The 18,967-nt window shown below is 60.7% G+C and carries 16 protein-coding genes; 11 read left to right on the forward strand and 5 right to left on the reverse strand.

Annotated elements, in window-relative coordinates; genetic code table 11:
* Positions 1-3: 3 nt before the first annotated feature.
* The 6 genes from tsaE to trxA all read left to right on the forward strand — a co-directional run bounded on the left by tsaE (position 4) and on the right by trxA (position 8,885).
* Positions 4-450 (forward strand): tRNA (adenosine(37)-N6)-threonylcarbamoyltransferase complex ATPase subunit type 1 TsaE, encoded by a 447-nt coding sequence (gene tsaE / locus LDB26_RS08550; protein WP_257542024.1) that lies wholly within the window; start codon positions 4-6, stop codon positions 448-450.
* Positions 447-1,433: an aminoglycoside phosphotransferase family protein gene (locus LDB26_RS08555; RefSeq protein ID WP_257542026.1), complete on the forward strand. Its 987-nt coding sequence runs from the start codon at positions 447-449 to the stop codon at positions 1,431-1,433. The genes tsaE and LDB26_RS08555 overlap by 4 nt, the downstream gene beginning before the upstream one ends.
* The gene (locus tag LDB26_RS08560) at positions 1,430-2,140 is read left to right on the forward strand and encodes a nucleotidyltransferase family protein (RefSeq protein ID WP_062065687.1); all 711 of its coding nucleotides are present in this window, start codon (positions 1,430-1,432) and stop codon (positions 2,138-2,140) included. The genes LDB26_RS08555 and LDB26_RS08560 overlap by 4 nt, the downstream gene beginning before the upstream one ends.
* On the forward strand, positions 2,133-5,108 hold the full coding sequence (gene addB / locus LDB26_RS08565; protein WP_257541618.1) for a double-strand break repair protein AddB: 2,976 nt from the start codon (positions 2,133-2,135) through the stop codon (positions 5,106-5,108). The genes LDB26_RS08560 and addB overlap by 8 nt, the downstream gene beginning before the upstream one ends.
* A complete protein-coding gene (gene addA, locus LDB26_RS08570; RefSeq protein WP_257541620.1) occupies positions 5,089-8,499 on the forward strand; it encodes a double-strand break repair helicase AddA in 3,411 nt (1,136 codons plus the stop codon). The genes addB and addA overlap by 20 nt, the downstream gene beginning before the upstream one ends.
* Before the next feature lie 65 nt (positions 8,500-8,564).
* Positions 8,565-8,885, forward strand: coding sequence for a thioredoxin TrxA (gene trxA / locus LDB26_RS08575; RefSeq protein ID WP_062065695.1), 321 nt, complete (start codon positions 8,565-8,567; stop codon positions 8,883-8,885).
* 80 nt (positions 8,886-8,965) lie between these two features.
* Here the strand turns inward: trxA and LDB26_RS08580 are convergent, their stop codons facing one another.
* Together LDB26_RS08580 and argJ are read right to left on the reverse strand one after the other, a co-directional pair.
* Positions 8,966-9,763: an inositol monophosphatase family protein gene (locus LDB26_RS08580; RefSeq protein WP_257541622.1), complete on the reverse strand. Its 798-nt coding sequence runs from the start codon at positions 9,761-9,763 to the stop codon at positions 8,966-8,968.
* Positions 9,763-10,989, reverse strand: coding sequence for a bifunctional glutamate N-acetyltransferase/amino-acid acetyltransferase ArgJ (gene argJ, locus LDB26_RS08585; protein ID WP_257541624.1), 1,227 nt, complete (start codon positions 10,987-10,989; stop codon positions 9,763-9,765). The genes LDB26_RS08580 and argJ overlap by 1 nt, the downstream gene beginning before the upstream one ends.
* A 208-nt stretch (positions 10,990-11,197) precedes the next feature.
* Here argJ and secA point away from each other — a divergent pair, with 208 nt between their 5' ends.
* The 4 genes from secA to LDB26_RS08605 all read left to right on the forward strand — a co-directional run bounded on the left by secA (position 11,198) and on the right by LDB26_RS08605 (position 16,433).
* Positions 11,198-13,933, forward strand: a complete 2,736-nt coding sequence (gene secA / locus LDB26_RS08590; protein ID WP_062065708.1) for a preprotein translocase subunit SecA — start codon at positions 11,198-11,200, stop codon at positions 13,931-13,933.
* A gap of 423 nt (positions 13,934-14,356) precedes the next feature.
* A complete protein-coding gene (locus LDB26_RS08595) occupies positions 14,357-14,725 on the forward strand; it encodes a hypothetical protein (RefSeq protein WP_257541627.1) in 369 nt (122 codons plus the stop codon).
* Entirely contained in the window at positions 14,722-16,005 is a 1,284-nt protein-coding gene (locus tag LDB26_RS08600) for a relaxase/mobilization nuclease domain-containing protein (protein ID WP_257541629.1), read from the forward strand. The genes LDB26_RS08595 and LDB26_RS08600 overlap by 4 nt, the downstream gene beginning before the upstream one ends.
* A 257-nt stretch (positions 16,006-16,262) precedes the next feature.
* Positions 16,263-16,433, forward strand: a complete 171-nt coding sequence (locus LDB26_RS08605; protein ID WP_257541631.1) for a hypothetical protein — start codon at positions 16,263-16,265, stop codon at positions 16,431-16,433.
* A 16-nt stretch (positions 16,434-16,449) separates the two neighbouring features.
* Here LDB26_RS08605 and LDB26_RS08610 read toward each other — a convergent pair whose 3' ends face one another.
* A complete protein-coding gene (locus LDB26_RS08610; RefSeq protein ID WP_257541633.1) occupies positions 16,450-16,656 on the reverse strand; it encodes a hypothetical protein in 207 nt (68 codons plus the stop codon).
* A 322-nt stretch (positions 16,657-16,978) separates the two neighbouring features.
* On the opposite strand from LDB26_RS08610, the gene LDB26_RS08615 reads away from it, so the two are divergent.
* Positions 16,979-17,116 carry a hypothetical protein gene (locus tag LDB26_RS08615; RefSeq protein ID WP_157081375.1) on the forward strand — a complete coding sequence of 46 codons (138 nt, stop codon included), beginning with the start codon at positions 16,979-16,981 and terminating at the stop codon, positions 17,114-17,116.
* Positions 17,117-17,176: 60 nt separating this feature from the next.
* Here LDB26_RS08615 and LDB26_RS08620 read toward each other — a convergent pair whose 3' ends face one another.
* Both LDB26_RS08620 and LDB26_RS08625 read right to left on the reverse strand, forming a co-directional pair.
* Positions 17,177-17,851 (reverse strand): hypothetical protein, encoded by a 675-nt coding sequence (locus tag LDB26_RS08620; RefSeq protein ID WP_257541635.1) that lies wholly within the window; start codon positions 17,849-17,851, stop codon positions 17,177-17,179.
* Positions 17,852-18,022: 171 nt separating this feature from the next.
* On the reverse strand, positions 18,023-18,934 hold the full coding sequence (locus LDB26_RS08625) for an ArdC family protein (protein WP_257541637.1): 912 nt from the start codon (positions 18,932-18,934) through the stop codon (positions 18,023-18,025).
* Positions 18,935-18,967: the final 33 nt, after the last annotated feature.

Consider the following 18,967-nt stretch of genomic DNA (forward strand, 5'->3'; position numbering starts at 1 on the left):
GAGATGATCGACCTCCCCGATGAAGACGCCATGCTGAAGCTGGGGGCCGCGTTGGCGAGCCATGTCCGCATCGGCGACGTCATTGCGCTGGAAGGCGGATTGGGTGCGGGCAAGACTACCCTGACGCGCGGCATATTGGAAGCATTGGGGTTGGAAGGAGAAGCGCCCAGTCCCAGCTTCGCCCTGGTTCAGCCTTATGATATTCCCGAGGTGCGGCTGCCCGTCACGCATATCGATCTTTATCGCATAGATGATCCCGCCGAAATCGCGGAGCTGGGGCTGGATGATTATCTGACGGACAGCCTGCTCGTCATCGAATGGCCTGAGAGGCTGGGCAATGCCTTATGGTCCCATGCTCTGCGGCTGCACATAGATATCGCACCTGGTGGCGGTCGGCGCTTGACAGCACGGCTTTCCGAAGATTGGAAAGAGCGATGGTCAAAGATATGATCCCACCCGCTGCCGCCCCCGATTTTCTGAAGCGCGCGGGATGGGGTGACGCCGCGATAGTCCCCCTCGCGGGCGATGCTTCCTTCCGGCGCTATTTCCGAGTGCTCGATGGGTCGCGCCGGGCCGTTTTGATGGATGCGCCGCCGCCGCATGAAGATCCGCGTCCCTTCATCACGATCGCGGAGCATCTGTTGGGGCAGGGTTTCGCGGCTCCGGCGATCTATGCCCGCGATCTGGAGGATGGGCTGGTCCTGTTGGAGGATTTCGGTGATCTGCGGGTCAAGGAATTCGTGGAGGATAATCCCGATCAGGAACAGGAGGTCTATGCGCGCGCGATCGCGTTGCTGGCGGACCTGCACAGGCTTCCGGCCGGGAACCTGCCTCCCTATGACCGCGCCGTGTATCAACGCGAAACCGGCCTCCTGACGGAGTGGTATTGTCCCGCTGCGGAGATGGAAGTGGATGGCGCGGGCTATGTTCGCGCCTGGGACGCGGTTCTGCCGTTGGTCGAGCGGTCGGCCAGCCCATCGGTGACGGTCCTGCGGGACTATCATGCGGAAAATATCATGCTGATCGACCGCCCTTCCATGCGCGGATTAGGACTGCTGGATTTCCAGGACGCCTTTACCGGACATCCGGGCTATGATCTGGTATCGCTATTGCAGGACGCCCGTCGGGACGTCTCGCCGGAGACGGAGGCGGCAATGCTGGCTCTTTACCGGGAGATGGCTTCCCCACCATCCGATTTCGATGCCGCCTATGCCGTGCTGGGGGCCCAGCGCAATGCAAAGATCATCGGCATTTTCACGCGGCTCTGGAAGCGAGACGGCAAGCCGCGCTACCTGTCGTTCATGCCACGAATGTGGGCATTGCTGGAACGTGATCTGGCGCATCCTGCGCTGGAGCCGGTTGCCGACTGGTTCGCCGCTAATATCCCGTCGGAAAAGCGCCACCATGCGCTGGCCGGGTTCGCACCCGCATGATCGACACCGCGATGCTGATGGCGGCCGGGCTTGGCAAGCGCATGCGGCCATTGACCGCGACACGCCCCAAGCCATTGGTGAAGGTGGCAGGCAAACCCCTGATGGATCACGCATTGGATCGATTGGAGGCCGGGGGCATCCGCAAGGTGGTGGTCAACGTCCACTATCTGGCCGATACGGTTGAAGCCCATCTGCTCACCCGCAAAGGCGAGGTTGATTTCCTCATTTCCGACGAGCGCCGCCTTTTGCTGGAAACAGGCGGCGGGCTGATGAAGGCCAAGCCGCTGTTGGGTGACAGACCATTCATATGCGCGAACAGCGACAATCTCTGGATTGACGGACCACAGGAAACGCTGGGTGCGATGCAGGACATATGGGATCCCGCCCGCATGGACGCATTGCTGCTTCTGGTGCCTTTGGCCCGGGCCAATTGCCATAGCGGACCGGGCGATTTTCATATGGATGCAAAAGGGCGGCTTACACGTCGCAAGCCTTCCCATGTCGCGCCCTTCGTTTTCACCGGAGTCCAGATCATGTCGCCAGCTTTGCTGGCCGATCCGCCATCCGACGTGTTTTCCACCAACATCTTCTGGAACCGAGCCATGGAAGCGGGACGGCTCTATGGCATTGCCCATCAGGGATTATGGTTCGATGTCGGCACGCCGCGGGCCATTCCAGTCGTGGAATCCATGTTGAGCCATGGGTGATAGCAGCCGCCTCACGCTGTTCAACATACCCGCGCACCGTTCCTTTTCCGATGCGCTGGTCACCGGCATCCTTGCCCAGCACGGCGGAGACCCGATAAAACTGGCGCAGGGCATGGTGCTGTTGCCCAGCAACCGGGCGATCCGGTCGATAAGTGACGCTTTCGTACGAAAATCGGGCGGCGGATTGCTGTTGCCCCGACTGGTCGCGCTGGGCGATGCGGAACTCGGCGAACAGATAGGCGGCGCGCTCGATCCCTTGGGCGAGCAGGATGCCATTCCTCCTTCGGTCGGAATGATGCAGCGCCAGATGATCCTGGCACGGCTGGTTCAGGAAGCATCGCCCAGACCGCTGGATGTCGGGCAGTCGCTTCAGCTTGCCCAGGCGCTGGGCTCAGTTCTGGACCAGATGCAGGTGGAGCGGATTCCCGTCGCGGCTCTTCAGGATCTTCAACTTTCAGAAGCGCTTTCCGCCCATTGGCAAAGGTCGCTGAACCTGCTGTCCATCCTCCTCCATCGTTGGCCCCAGGAATTGAAGCGGCTGGGCTGCATCGATCTTGCCGAGAGAAGGAACAGGCTGTTCGATCGCGTGGCGGAGCGATGGAAGGAAAATCCGCCAGGACATTTCGTCATTGCGGCGGGCGTGTCCACGGCTGCGCCCGCCGTTGCGGGGCTTTTGCGGCGCATCGCCATCATGCCGAACGCCATGGTCGTTTTTGCGGGCCTCGATCAGAATATGGACGAGGGCGCGTGGAAGGCCATCGGCCCCTTCGAGGCGGACCCGGTGACGGGGCGCGTTCCGGCTGGCCATGAAACCCATCCTCAATTTGCCCTGAAACGCCTGCTCGACCGGATGAGCGCCACCCGCGACGATGTGGCCCAGTGGCGTTGGGGGAGCGAACATGATGCGCGCGCGGTGCGGGGGCGCAACATTTCCAATGCCATGCTGCCGCCGCGCCTGACGACGCGTTGGCGCGATCTAAAAGCGGCCGACCGCTCGCTGGCGGGTGTGGAGGCGTTGGAAGTCGCCACGCCGGGCGAGGAAGCGCAGGCTATCGCGATTGCCTTGCGTGAAGCATTGGAGACCGAGGGGAAAACCGCGGCGTTGGTAACGCCTGATCGGCAATTGGCGGTCCGTGTCTCGGCTCATTTGAAAAGATGGGGCATAGAGGCGGATGATTCGGCAGGTCAGGCCCTTTCCCGCTTGCCGCCGGGCACATTGTTGATCGCGATGGCACAGGCGGTCGCAGAACGCTTCGCGCCCGTCGCATTGCTGGCGCTGTTGAAGCATCCGCTGGTCATGCGCGGCGCCGATCGCCTGCCCTGGCTTGAACAGGTCAGAGGTCTTGACCTTCTGTTGCGCGGCCCCAGACCTCAGGCTGGCCTGAACGGCATAGACCTGTTGCTCGCCCCTCGCGATGGCGAGGACAGACAGAAAGATCTGCGGACGCGTATAGCCGCGTGGTGGCCGCAGGCCCGTTCCTTGCTCGCTCCGCTCGAAGCGGCTTTTACCGGCGCTCTCGATCTTTCCGCGCAACTTTCCGCCGTTCGAGAACAGGCGGGGTTGCTGACGCGCGATGCTGTTTGGTCGGGGCATCAGGGCCGCATGGCAGCCGATCTGTTCGCGGAGATGGAGGCGTTTGCGGGCGATGGGCCGATTCAGGCTGATATTCGCGCGCTTCCGATGGTGCTGGATCACATGCTGGCCGGCTTATCCGTGCGCCCGCCGCAGGGCGGCCATCCGCGCATTGCCATATTGGGCCTGATCGAAGCGCGATTGATGCAGGCCGATTTCATGATCCTGGGCGGCCTCAATGAAGGGGTGTGGCCGGGCATGCCCACCCCCGATCCGTGGCTGGCGCCCAGCATCCGTAAGGAATTGGGATTGCCCGGACTGGAAAGCCGCATCGGACTGGCGGCACATGATTTCGCGAGCGGACTGGGCGCTCCGCAAGTCCTGATCACGCGCGCGCGGCGAGGGGCCGGGGGGCCGGCGGTGGCGTCGCGTTTCTGGCTGCGGCTCAAGGCCATGGCCGGGCCACAATGGAAATCGGCGGATCGCTATGCCGAACTTGCCCGGAACATCGACCGTCCCAATTTCGTCCGGCCTGCCGAGCGCCCCAGACCCGCGCCGCCTGCCTCGATCCGGCCAAAGCTAGTGCCGGTTACCGATGTCGACCGCCTGAAGGCCGACCCTTACGCCTTTTATGCGCGCCGCATCCTGCGGCTTTCCCGGCTCGACCCGGTGGATGCCGATGCGGGGCCTGCCTGGCGGGGGACCGCCGTGCATGAAATCCTCCAACGCTGGGCGGAAACGGCTACGCTTGAACCGGCGGATCTGGAAAGCCGCGCAAAGGCGATGTTCGAGCGGCCGGAAGTCCATCCCTTGCTGCGCGCGCTATGGCAACCGCGCCTGATGGAAGCTATCCGATGGATCGCTTCGGGAGTGGCCAGGGATAAGGCGGAAGGGCGGACCATCCTGGCGGTTGAAAGCGAGGGCAGGGCGGAAATCGGTGGCATCACCCTGACAGGAAAGGCTGACCGCATCGACCATATGCCCGACGGAACGCTGGCCATCGTCGATTACAAGACGGGCAAACCACCCAGCGCGAAGCAGGTCCGGGCCGGATTTGCGCTCCAGCTCGGGCTGTTGGGGCTGATTGCTGAACATGGCGGCTTTCCGGGCATCGAAGGCCGCCCTGTCGCCGGATGCTTTGAATATTGGTCGCTGGCCAAGAAGGGCGATGCCTTCGGCTATCGGGAAAGCCCGGTCGATCCGCTGGGCAAGAGGGACAAGATTGTGACGGCCGAATTCACTACCTATGTCCATGGTCTCTTCGATCAGATCGCGGCGGATTATCTGAACGGAACCACACCCTTCGAGGCTCAGGTCAATCCGGAAGTGGCCAATTATGGTGATTATGACCAGTTGATGCGGCTGGAGGAATGGTATGGCCGCGACGATGGTTAGGAAAGTAAGCTCACTTCAGCCGCTCGCCGGGGAGCAGGCGCTGGCGGCGGCGCCCGACGCGCATGTCTGGCTGTCGGCTTCGGCGGGCACGGGGAAGACCCATGTGCTGACGGCCCGCGTCTTTCGCCTCTTGCTTCAGGGCGTGCGGCCGGAAAATATCCTCTGTCTCACCTTTACCAAGGCCGGGGCCGCTGAAATGGCGGATCGTGTCCATGACCGGCTGGCGGCATGGGTGCAGATGGAAGAGCCCGACCTCTTCAACGACCTGGCTGCATTGGGAGAGGATGGGGGGCCGGAGGCACGCGACCGCGCCCGCCGGCTCTTTGCCGAAGTGCTGGAATCGACAGGCGGCGGTCTGCATATCCAGACGATCCATGGCTTTTGCCAGCAGTTGCTGACCTCTTTTCCTTTGGAAGCGGGGCTCACGGCCGGTTTCCGTCCGCTCGATCAGCGGGAGCAGGCTGCCCTGGCGCGGCAGGTTCTGGCCGACCTCGCGGTGGAGGCGGACGAGAATGGAGACGTTGCCCTTACGTCCGCATTGCAGGCACTCAGCCTGCGATTGGGAGAGGCGGGGGCGGAGCATTTTCTCCTGCGAAGCGCGGCGCGTCTGGATGCTCTCAATGGCTTGCCGGAGGATATCGGCCCCTGGCTGATGGCCGCCCTTGAACTACCGGCCGGCGATATTGACCAATGGTTGGCGCTGCAATGCGACGACGCCATTTTTGACGTGCGGACCCTGACCGCTATCGCGCAGGCCAATGCGGATTGGGGCACGGGGCGCGGGTTGGAGCGATGCCAACGCATTGCGCGATGGCGTGCCCTTGCACCGCTGGAGCGCGCCGCGTCGTTGCACGATCTGCATACCGCATGGGCCAAGGCGGACGGCGATCTCATCTCCGCCAAGGGCTGGGTTCCTCCGGTCGATGGCTATCTGGAGATGACCGCGCCAATGCGCGAGCATTGCGCGGAATTGATCGGCGTCAAGCTGCTTGCCGATTATGCGAAATTGCTTGTCAGCGCGTTGCACGCTGGCCGCGCCTATGCTCGCGCCTATGCCCGGGCGAAGGAAATGGCGGGCGCGGTCGATTTCGACGATCTGATCGCTCGCACCGCTACCCTCCTGCAACAGGACGGGATTGCGGATTGGATACGTTACAAGCTGGACCAGCGCATCGATCACATATTGGTCGATGAAGCGCAGGACACCAATGTCAGCCAATGGCAGATCATAGGTGCGCTGACTTCGGAATTTTTCGCGGGTGAAGGCGCGAAGGGGGACAGGGTTAGAACCCTCTTTACGGTCGGCGATTTCAAGCAAGCGATCTTCGGCTTTCAGGGCACCAGCCCTGTCGCCTTTGCCGCCGCCCAGAAGGCTTTCCAGAGACATGCGACGGATGTGGCGCATCCCTTCCATACGCTATCGCTCGACCGCAGTTTCCGGTCCACGCCAGCCATATTGGAGGTGGTGGATAGCATGATCGCCACTTTGCGGGCCGACCGGTTCGGGCTGGAGGATCAGGATGTCCGCCATATCAGCGCCAATCGCTTTCCCGGGGAAGTCCTGCTCTGGAAACCGATCGTCGCGGGCCTGAACGAGGATGCGGAAGGAGAGGAGGATTGGGCTGCCGATCAGGAGCGCGTGCTTGCAGGCCGGATCGCCCGTCAGATCCGGCAATGGCTGGACGAAGGCTTGATGCTGGAAAGCAAAGGCAGGCCGGTGCGTCCCGGCGACATCATGATACTCGTCCGCCGTCGCAGCGAGCTGGCTCGCCTGATCGTCGCGCGGTTATATGAAGAACAGGTCGCGGTCGCGGGGATAGACAGGCTGCGTCTCAACGCGCCGCTGGCCGTGCGCGATTTGCTGGCGGCGCTGCGCTTTGCCGTGCAGCCTGAAGACGAATTGAATCTGGCGGCGCTGCTCGTTTCTCCATTGATCGGATGGAGCCAGGATGAGTTGATGACGCGGCTGATCGGCCGGGACCGTAAAACCGGATTGTGGCGTCATCTGACCGCCACGCTGGACGAGGATTTGGTCCGGCCGTTGCGCGACCTGCTGGCCACGGCGGATTTCACGACGCCCTATCGCTATCTGGAAGCCATTCTTTCCGGTTCGATGGACGGACGGCGGCGCCTGATCGAGCGGCTGGGGCCCGAAGCCGTCGACCCCATCGAGGAATTGCTGAATGCGGCGCTGGCCTTCGAGATTGACGATTATCCTTCGCTTCAGCGGTTCATCGACTGGTTCGATCGGGGCGAAGTAGAAATCGTTCGTGACGCCGCCGCGCAGGGCGACGCCCTGCGTTTGCTGACCGTGCACGGGGCAAAAGGATTGCAGGCCCCCATTGTCATCCTTGCGGACGCTTGCCTTGATCCCGATGCCGGTCATCGGGCGGATGCGCTGGAATGGAATGGATTGCCCATCCTTCCGCCCCGGAAGGAGGAAAGGCGAGGACCGATAGGACAGGTTGCCGAAGAGGCTGCGAATGCGGACAGGGAGGAGCATTGGCGGCTGCTTTATGTCGCCCTGACTCGTGCAGAGGAAAAGCTGGTGGTAGCCGGATCGTTGGGGCCTCGCGCCAAAGGGGAGGTGAAAGCCGAAAGCTGGTTTGGCGCGGTGGAGAACGCCCTGATCTCACTGGATGCGGAGTGGGAAGCCGATCCGCTATGGGGCGCAAGACGGCGTTGGCGTGGCATGGAAACATTGCTGCCAAAGCCGTTGCAGCCGATCCATGCCGAAGAAAAAGCCATTGTGGACAAACCGGCCTGGCTGAACCGACCCGCTCCGATCGAGGCGCGGCCGCCACGCCCGCTGGCCCCTTCGGCCTCGGTGGAGGACGACGCGCCCTATCCCCCTCCCAGCCTTGCGATGCGCGCGGCCGCGGAACGGGGGCGCTGGCTGCATGCGTTGTTCGAGCGGTTGCCCGATATCGCTCCGGCCCGCCGCCGCGAAAGCGCGGAACGCTGGCTGGAGCAGCAGGGCGTCGCAGATGCTTCGATGCGGCGGGAAATTGTGGACCATGCGCTTGCCGTTATAGAAATGCCGGGTTTTTCCGCGCTGTTCGGGCCCGGCTCTCTGGCCGAAGCGCCTATCGCCGCCGTGGTCGGCGAAGCGGTTATCGCAGGCACGGTGGATCGGCTGTGCATCAGTGACGATCTCATTCAGGTCGTCGATTTCAAGACCGGCCGCATCGCGCCGCTGGCCGTGGAGGAGGTGCCTGTGGCCCATATCCGGCAAATGGCCGCCTATGTTTCGGCATTACGGGTGATTTTCCCCAAGCGGACTATTGAAGCCGGCCTGCTTTATACGAATGCGCCGCGCCTCATATCCCTGCCGCAAGACCTGTTGGAGGCAAACAAGCCCGGCTTTGCGGCGGCACAGGACAATTTGTGACGCGACCCGTTGAGCCGATGCCATCGCCACCTTAGATTACTGACAAATTCAAGGAGAATCCTAAAATGGCCACTAAGGCGGTAACCGATACGAGTTTCCAGAATGACGTATTGTCGTCGGATAAGCCCGTCCTCGTCGATTTCTGGGCGGAATGGTGCGGGCCATGCAAGATGATCGGCCCGGCTCTGGAAGAAATTTCGGACGAACTGGCGGACAAGGTGACGATCGCCAAGATCAATATCGATGAAAATCCGGATGCTCCGGGCCGTTACGGCGTGCGCGGCATCCCCACCATGATCCTGTTCAAAAACGGCGAGGCGACAGCGACCAAAGTGGGCGCAGCGCCGAAGGGTGCGCTCAAGGGCTGGATCGAAAGCGTCCTTTAAATCCTTAAACGGAGGGGGAGAGCCGTTTCATTCCGGTGGGAATGCTCTCCCTCCTGACCTGGGTGCGCCGCCGTTCGCGATCACCGAAAGAGAAGTTTTGCCGCCATATCCCAGAGGCGGGGCGATGATGCGCCCAACAGCCCGCGCCTTTGATCTCCCACTTTATAAGGCGATCCGTCGAGCCGCTGGCAGCATCCTCCAGCTTCATTAAGAAAAAGCGTTCCCGCCGCGTGATCCCAAGGAAGCGTGCGGGAAAAGACGGATATGTCGTTTTCACCCAGGACAAGCCGGGGATATTGCTCCGCGGCACATCGGGGAATGTCGACCAGCGTGAACTTTCCTGCAGACCGGCCCTGTATTTCTGCCCTTTCTTCCGGCGTCATGAAATAGACGGCCAGTGCGGCCACCGGCAAATCCGCGGCGCTTTCCCGAGCATGGACGCGCTCACCGTTGATATGACTTCCTGCGCCAAGAACGCCATGGCAGAGCCGAGACATTAGCGGATCGAAAATCCAACCAGCCAATGTGGTGCCGGCGTCGGCCAAAGCGATCATGATGCCGAAGGGAGGCCTGCCCGCCGCGAAATTGCCCGTTCCGTCGATGGGATCGATGATCCAGTTCAGCCCTTCTCCCGCGCGTTCCAATATGGCGGGATCGGCCGCGCAGGCCTCCTCCCCAATGATAGAGGCTTCAGGGAGGATCTTGGCCAATCCTTCAGCGAGCCTGAGTTCGCTTTCCCTGTCTGCGATGGTGACGAAATCATCCGCCGCTTTCTCGCTGATCTCGTCGGCGGAAAGGTTCCTGTAACGCGGCATCACGATGTCGCGCGCGACCTGTCGCATGAGCGCGGCGACAGGCGCATGCAACTTTCCGATCATCAGCTGCGATAGTCCGCGTTGATGGAAATATATCCATGCGTCAGGTCACAGGTCCAGACCGTCGCCCGCCCGTTGCCCAGCCCCAGATCGACGCCGACCTGAATATCCTGCCCCTTAAGGTGGGCGGCGACAGGCGCCTCGTCATAATCCTCAACCGCCAGCCCCCCAGTGGCCACCTGAGTTGCGCCGAAGCTTATGGAAAGCTTGTCGCGATCCGCCGGCTCGCCCGCCTTGCCCACCGCCATGACGATCCGCCCCCAATTCGCATCCTCCCCCGCGATCGCGGTCTTGACCAGAGGAGAATTGGCGATCGACAGGGCGATGCGGTGCGCGCTTGCGTCGTTTTCCGCCCCTTCGACGGTGATCTCGATAAATTTGGACGCGCCTTCGCCATCCCGCACCACCAAATGGGAAAGCTGGCGGCATAGATCCGTCACCGCGGCGTGGAAAGCATCCGCTCCGGGATCGTCCATTGAAGTAAGGGGAGGGTTCCCCGCTCTACCCGTAGCGAAAGCCAGAACCGTATCGCTGGTCGAAGTATCGCTATCCACCGTGATGCAGGAAAAACTCTGCCGGTTGGCGGTCGACAGCATATCCTGCAACAGGCTGGCGTCGATCGCGGCATCGGTGAAGATATACCCCAGCATGGTCGCCATGTCGGGCGCGATCATGCCGGACCCCTTGATGATGCCGACCAGTTCCACCCGCTGACCGCCGATCAATGCGGATACATGCGCGCCCTTGGGATAGGTGTCCGTCGTGCCGATGGTCAGCGCGGCATCTTCCCAGCTACAGGCGGGCGCGGCGAAGGCGGCATCCAGTCCGGCCTCGGCCTTCTCGACAGGCAGGGGTACGCCGATGACGCCCGTGGAAGACAGGAATATGTCGGATGGCTTGCAACCCAGATGATTGGCGACCTTTGCGGCCATCGCCTCCACCGCCGCACGGCCGCGATGCCCCGTAAAGGCATTGGCATTGCCTGCGTTCACCACCAGAGCCCGGGCCGAGCCCAAGGGGATGGCATCGCGGCACCATTCCACTTCCGGCGAAGGGCATTTGCTTTGCGTGGTGACGCCCGCGACGACCGTTCCCTCATCCAGTTCCACATAGGTGAGATCGCAGCGGTCCCAATCCTTATATCGGGCGCGGGCGACATGCGGGGTGACCCCTGCGATGGAAGGCAGTTGGGGGAAGGCCGCGGGAGCGAGAGGGGAGCGTTCAGTCATGTTTGCCGCTTAGCGCAATCAGCAAGGCCGTCAACGCAGGATATGGATGAAAGTTTTCGGACGCGCAGGGCATTTGCGACGATATGTTTCCGCATTTTCCGAAGCTGCACTTCGATTGACTAAAGTTCGCGCGCTCCCTAAATCGCGGCGCATGTTTGCGTGCGCTTCCTTCAGGGCGGTGTGCGTTCCCTTTTGGTCAGGAATTTCCATGTTCGGCGCACTCGCCAAGTCCATCTTCGGATCGTCCAACGAACGCTACGTCAAGTCGATGGGAAAGGCCGTTGACCAGATAGCGTCTTTCGAACCCGTGATCTCGGCCATGAGTGATGAGGAACTGGCCGCGCAGACGGTGAAGTTCCGGCAACAGCTTGCCGAGGGCGTCACGCTGGACGCCCTGTTGCCCGAAGCATTTGCGACCGTGCGGGAAGCGGCCAAGCGCACGCTGGGCCAGCGCCATTATGATGTTCAGATGATCGGCGGCATCGTCCTGCATCGCGGCGAAATCGCTGAAATGCGGACGGGTGAGGGCAAGACCCTTGTCGCTACGCTGGCGACCTATCTCAACGCGCTGGAAGGGAAGGGCGTGCATGTCGTCACCGTCAACGACTATCTTGCGTCTCGCGACTGCGAATGGATGGGGCAGGTCTATCGCTTCCTGGGGCTGACCACGGGCGTCATCGTCCCCAACCTTAGCGAAGATCAGCGGCGTGAGGCATATAATGCCGACATCACCTACGCCACGAACAATGAACTCGGCTTCGACTATCTGCGCGACAATATGAAATATGATCGCGCGTCCATGGTGCAGCGCCCCTTCAATTACGCCATCGTGGATGAAGTGGACTCGATCCTGATCGATGAAGCGCGCACGCCGCTCATCATCTCCGGCCCGACGGACGACAAGTCGGAACTATACATATCGGTCGATGCGATCGTGAAGCAGGTCGGTGAAGCGGACTATGAAAAGGATGAGAAGCAGCGGACCGTCACGCTGACGGAAGACGGCACGGAAAAGATCGAGCGGATGCTGGAAGCCGCCGGATTGCTGCAAGGCGCAAATCTGTACGATTTCGAAAACACCGCCGTCGTTCATCATGTGAACCAGGCGTTGCGGGCGAATGTGATGTTTCGCCGCGATATTGACTATATCGTGAAGGACGGCAAGGTCGTTATCATCGATGAGTTCACCGGCCGCATGATGGATGGCCGCCGCTGGTCCGATGGCCTGCATCAGGCGGTGGAAGCCAAGGAAGGCGTCAATATCGAGCCTGAAAACCAGACGCTGGCATCCATTACCTTCCAGAATTATTTCCGCATGTATCCCAAGCTGTCCGGCATGACCGGCACGGCTGCGACCGAAGCGACGGAATTTTACGAAATCTACAAGATGAACGTCGTCACCATCCCGACCAACCGGCCGGTGCAGCGCGTGGATGAGGAAGACACTTTCTACAAAAATCTGGAAGACAAGTTCCGGGGCATCGCCAGGACGATCAAGGAACATGCCGAGAAGGGACAGCCGGTGCTGGTCGGCACGGTGTCCATCGAAAAGTCCGAAATGCTCTCCGAATTCCTCAATCAGGAAGGCGTGAAGCACGCCGTGCTCAACGCGCGTTTCCATGAGCAGGAAGCGCATATCGTCGCGCAGGCGGGCCGCAAGGGCGCCGTCACCATCGCGACCAACATGGCGGGCCGCGGCACGGACATCAAATTGGGCGGCAACCTGGAAATGCGGGTTGAGGACGAATTGCGCGATATGCCCGAAGGGCCGGACCGTGAGGCCGCCATCGCTCGCATCGATGCCGAGATCGAAGTGGAAAAGGCCGAAGTGCTCGCTGCAGGCGGACTGTTCGTGCTCGCAACGGAACGTCATGAAAGCCGCCGCATCGATAACCAGCTACGTGGTCGTTCGGGCCGTCAGGGCGATCCGGGCCTCTCTCGTTTCTACCTCAGTCTTGATGACGATCTGATGCGGATATTCGGGCCGGACACGATGTTTGCGAAGATGATCCGGTCCAATCTGGAAGATGGGGAAGCCCTGCCGCCGTCCAAATGGCTCAGCAAGGCGATCGAAACCGCGCAGAAGAAGGTCGAGGCCCGCAACTACGATATCCGCAAGCAGGTCGTCGAATATGATGATGTGATGAACGATCAGCGCAAGGTCATCTATGAACAGCGCGCCGACATCATGGATGCCGAAACGGTCGATGATGTGGTCGTCGACATGCGGCATGAAACGGTCAACGATCTCGTCGGCGCATCCTGCCCCCCGGGAACCTATCCTGAACAATGGGATATGGAGCGGCTTAAGGCGCGGATCTCGGAAATTCTGGGGCTGGAGCCGGATTTCGACGCTTGGCTCGCCGAAGATGCCGTCGATCCGGAAATGATCGAGGAACGGCTTGTCGCTCTGGCGGACGAAGCGGTTGCCGAAAAGATCAAGGATATCGATCAGGCTGACTGGCATATGATCGAGAAGAGCATCCTGCTCCAGAGCCTCGACCATCATTGGAAGGAGCATCTGTCGACCCTGGATGCCCTTCGTCAGGTCGTGCATCTGCGGGCTTATGCCCAGAAAACGCCGATCAACGAATATAAGCAGGAAGCCTTCGCGCTGTTCGAGCGCATGCTGGGCAATATTCGGGAGGACGTGACGGGCTCCATCGCACGGGTTCAATTCCGTATGGATCAGGCACCCATGCCGGAATTCGACCTTCCCGTGCTGCCGGACTTCATCACCACGCACATCGATCCTTTCTCCGGCGAAGACAATAGCGCGGACATGGATGCAGGGCAGGCGGGCAGCATCACGACGACTATTCCCCGTCCGCCGGTGGGCAATGCCGAGCCAGGCGAATTTGCCAATCTGGACATCAGCCGCAATGCACCGTGCCCCTGTGGTTCAGGGCAAAAATACAAGCATTGTCACGGGTCGCTGAACTGACGCGGGAAATCCCCGGTTGCGATTATCAACCGGGGTAATTCCAGCATAGCTCACCCGAGGTTGCATGGGCTGGCGGATCGGATGGATCGCCGATGGCAAAACACTGCCTCAGTTTCGCAACGGAGGGTTTGTGAACCGTCCCAATGCTTCCGATTTCTTGAGTGACACTTTGGACGGACACCGACCGGGAATCGCCAAATATTTACGTAAAAACAGTGAATTACACGTAATATTGGCGGACCTGATGGGATCAGGTTCGAACCAACTGTCGGACATGCTAATGGAATGGTCAGCCGTTCTCAAGCATTCCAGCCTCGGTTGCCCACAGCCTGAAAACAACAATGAGCGGGAGGATGGACGCGCCCCGCGCGATAGCCGTCCGGCTGTCGGGCGGAGGCGCAAGACGGCATAAGCGGGGGCAGCATGGCGGACAAACGCCCAGCCCCATTCTCGCTTCGGCTCACTTTCGAGCAACGCGCCCGACTGGAGCAGGACGCGGGCGGCATGTCCCTCGCGGCCTATATCCAGTCGCGTCTCTTTGATTCTGAAAACCCTGCCCCGCGTCGCCGGGGCAAGCGTCCGGTAAAGGACCATCAGGCCTTAGCGCAGGTATTAGGCAAACTCGGCCAGTCCCGCCTGTCATCCAACCTGAACCAGTTGGCCCGGTCAGCCAATTCGGGAAGCCTGCCTCTCACGCCCGACACGGAAGCGGCGCTTCTCGCTGCCGTCGCGGAAATCCGGGAAATCCGGCTCCTGTTGATGGAAGCCCTGACCCTTGCGGTCGAGCCATGATCCTCAAGGCCTCCCAGCGCAGCGGCGCGAAGCAGCTCGGCCTTCATCTTATGAAGACGGAGGAAAACGAGCATGTGGAAGTGCATGAGGTCAGCGGCTTCATGTCCGACGATCTCATGGGTGCGATGAAGGAAGCCCATGCGCTGTCGCTCGGGACCAAGTGCAAGCAATTCCTCTTCTCAGTGTCCCTCAATCCGCCTGTAGGCGAGTCGGTGCGGATCGAGGTTTTCGAGAACGCCTGCGACGTGATCGAAGAGCGGCTAGGACTGAAAGGGCAGCCGCGCATGATCGTCTTCCATGAAAAGGAAGGGCGTCGTCATGCCCATGCCGTGTGGTCGCGTATCGACGCGGACACGATGACCGCAAAGCCGCTGCCGTTTTTTAAAACGAAGCTGCGGGACATCGCCAAGGAACTCTACCTCGAAAACGGCTGGAAGATGCCGGAGGGGTTTCGGGATTCCAGCCTGCGCGATCCTCGCAATTTCACGCTCGACGAATGGCAACAGGCGAAGCGGGCGGGCCTCGACGCTAAGCAAATCAAGGCTACCATTCAGGAATGCTGGGCCATGTCGGACAACGGCCCTGCCTTTGCGAAGGCATTGGAGGAGCGCGGCCTGTTCCTCGCACAAGGTGATCGGCGCGGGCATGTCGCCGTGTCGATAGAGGGCGAGGCGTTCGCCATCGCTCGCATGATCGACAGGAAATCGAAGGAAGTCACGGCGCGGCTCGGCGATCCGAAGGCGCTGCGTTCGGTCGCAGACACCGCTCGCCATATCGGCGAGACAGTCGCGCCGCGCCTTTCGCGCTTCATTTCGGAAGCCAAGCGCGTGGCCCAGAACGCCATCAGGCCGCTCAATGAGCAAAAGGCGGCGATGAAAGATGCCCATCAAGCCGAACGGGCAAAGCTGGACCGTATGCAGCGCGAGCGTCGTGACGGCGAGCAGCGGGAGCGGTCGGCCCGCGTCCGCACAGGCGCAAAGGGTCTATGGGACATCGTGACGGGGCGCTATTTCAAGGTGCGGAAGCAGAATGAGGTGGAAGCTTTCTTTGGACTGCAACGCGACCGGGCGCAGCGGCACGATCTGATTTCGGCTCAGCTAAAAGAGCGGGCGGGCCTACAATCCCAAATCGGCGTCCTGCGTGATCGTCATGCTCGTCAGCTGCTTGGCCTCTATCGGGACGCGGCCCAATATCGCCGCATGATGCGGGATGGACAGTTTGATCGCGATGGCACGGAACGCGCTCGACCTGCGACGCGCGGCCCGGAGTTGGGGCGATAGGCTTGGCCTTAAACTCAAACTGTCGTCCGTCCGGCCTGATCGCTTTGGCCTTCCAGTTTTCCTCCGCAGTCTTCGCGCCCCGCCGGGTCGCGTTGTGATCGTTTTATCGTCCGGTGAATGTCCATGGGTGCAAGGCGTGTGAACAGCCTTCTCCACGTCCGTTTCGCTTGGCGGGCAATGCACCTCATTCATCCAACCTGATTTCTCCGTCTCAACGCGGCCCAACGGGGGCGGCGCAAGACAGACAGGAGGAATCCATGTTCAAAATGACCAAAGGCGATCTTGCCTCGAAAACGAACGCTCAGCTTTTCGCTCTCTTTCAAGAGGCAAGCAAAGGCCTGATCGCCACCAAATCCGACCTCGCATCGGCGCAATCGCTTCTCGCGATGATCCGCGCCGAAATCGCCAAACGCGGTCCATCCCCATAGGGACGGTGAAGGGGCGCTATCTGCGCCCCTTCTTTTCGTCCTTGGCATCGTTGATCCGCATAACGACGCGCCCGTTGAGCGGCAGCGCGTTGAGATTGAGCGTGAAGCCCTTTCCGTCGCGGGTTGCCCATGCAACGCCGATGTCTGTCCATCGGGCGTTGTCGCCTTCGCCGTTCACAGTGAAGAGGCGATGGCTGGGGCGGTTCTGATTAGTGTCGGACATGATGTTCTCCTTCATGTTTGCCGAAGGATCATTCCCTCGGTTCATGGGGAGAGTGCGGAACGGACGAACAAGCCGGGGATCAAAGGCTCAGGCGCAGCCTGACCATTGGCGCGGACCTGCACGCAGGAAGGGAGCGGCCTTGAACCCCGGCGCGTCCGGTCCAAAACCCATGAAGAAAACCGATGGAATGCGCCTGCGGCCTACATCGAGAACGTACCGACATTTTCGAACCGCCTTCGTCTTATCCACCCGAATGGCGACGGCAACGCTGGCAGGGAATAGGCATCGGTCGATTGGGACCGACAGGAGAAGGGATAAGCAAATGAGTGAATACGCTGCCGAAGCCGCCCGTCGCGATGCCGACCAGCAAAAGCAAGCTCGCGATATGCAGAACGCCACATGGCAAGAGCGGGAAAAATATAATGCCGCTTTCGCCGCTGCTCAGAATCAAAAGAAGTAAGCGACTTCCATGGATATAATCAGCGCCGCCAGTTGTTTGGCGGCGCTTTTTTCTTGAAGGCTAACGGTTGAGCATTTCCACGTCGATGCCGCCATGCGCGACTATGGCGGCCTGCTCAATCATTCGGCGCACCGCCTTGTCGGCAAGGTCCGCATCCATTGCCACGCCGCCTATATTGAGGCCGATGTCCTGATAAGCGATATCGACGGTGATTGCCCCGCACTGGCCTATCGCCTCAATCAACAAGGCATTTAGACGCAAGCTGGTCTGTTGCGTTGCTCCGGGACGTCGATAGTTACCAAAACGGCGCTTGAGATTGACGGCCTCGCCGACATAGACGGTAGTTCGATTGCCAACGCGGACGATCAGGCGATAGAGTCCTGCCTCCACCGGCGCGGCGGGAAAATCCAGCTTCCCTGCGGGCGATAGGGTGACAGCGCCGAGGCGCTTCCAACGCAGCTTTAGAGTCACAGCACAGTCTGCGGCGAAGTCTGTCTCGGTCAGCACTGCCGCATTAAATGTTGCTCCGTTCGCGCGGCGAGGTCTCGCGGCAGTTGCAATGTGTCCTTGCGATTTGGCTCGCTCGCCCGCCCGCTGAAAGCTGATCGTTTGAGCTTTGAGATTGCGGTTGGTAGTTTCCCATCCCGTGCCTAACCATGCCTGATTATGCCGCCCGCGCGATGGCGAGTTGGACCACCATACGCCATGCTTCCGTGCGCTATCCGGCAGCGCCATTCCGATGATATTCTCGATCTGCGTGAACGACAGCGACACGAGGTCAATATTCTGATTTTCGAGATAGGCGGCGAGTGCCGCATATTTTTGGCTCATTCTCAATAGTAACATACGGCGAAGATAGCGGAAAACAGAGTTTGCGCTCCCGTCAGCTTGCCATAGAGGCGGCCATCAGGCCGCCTCCTTTCGTTCGATCTTCGACAGGCCAGCCAGATATTCGGCGGCTTTGTTCGCGGCACTCGCTGCGGTAAAGATCGCCTTGCGGTCGGATTTCAGGATGCGAAGCCAGTTGTCGATATAGGCTGCGTGGTCGGGACGCGGCTCAGCGGTGATACCAAGATCGCCGCAGAGGAATGCCGCGCCAAGCTCGGCCACCATTTCCTCCATCGCGTATGCGTCATCGCCGAAGCGTTTTCCGAACGTGCGGTCCATGCGATGGGAAGCACCTGTCCAGTGCGTCAGTTCGTGGAGAAGGGTGGAATACCAACCCTCGGTCGCGGTGCTGGTTTCGGTCCCGTTGAAGCGATGACGATCCGGCATTGCGATGATGTCAGCGGACGGGCGATAGAATGCGCGATCCCCTCCGATGGAGATTTTTGCACCCGTTGCAGCGATGAAAGCCTCGGCAGCTTGGGATGGGTTGATAAGGTCCACGGACGCCTCTGCCTCGGGCGAAACATATCCTTCGACCTGTGAGACATTGAACACATGGGATGCACGGGCAACGAAGCGACGCTCGGGATCGTCTTCCGATGCAGCCCCCTCGGCTGGCGGATAATCCTTGTAGAAGATGACCAGCGACGATTTCTCGCCTTTGCGAACTTGAGCGCCTTGGTCCTGCCACTGGCGGTATGTGCCCCATACGCCGTTCGCGAAACCCTGTGCGTCGGCAGCGGCCCATAGAGCGACGGTGTTGACGCCGCGATAGGCATTTTTGGATGCGACATTGACGGGGCGGTAGATGGCGGACCCCTTGCGATGCCAAGGAAGTTGAATCTGACCCTGACCTGCTTCGATGGCAGATACGATCTGATTGGTGATGGCTTCGTACACGTCGAAGCGGAATGAAGCTGAGTTTGTCATGTCCTGATCTCCTTTCGCTGTTTCCTGAGGACG

This window comes from Sphingobium sp. CFD-1 (assembly GCF_024611115.1).
Taxonomy (GTDB): Bacteria; Pseudomonadota; Alphaproteobacteria; order Sphingomonadales; family Sphingomonadaceae; genus Sphingobium; species Sphingobium baderi_A.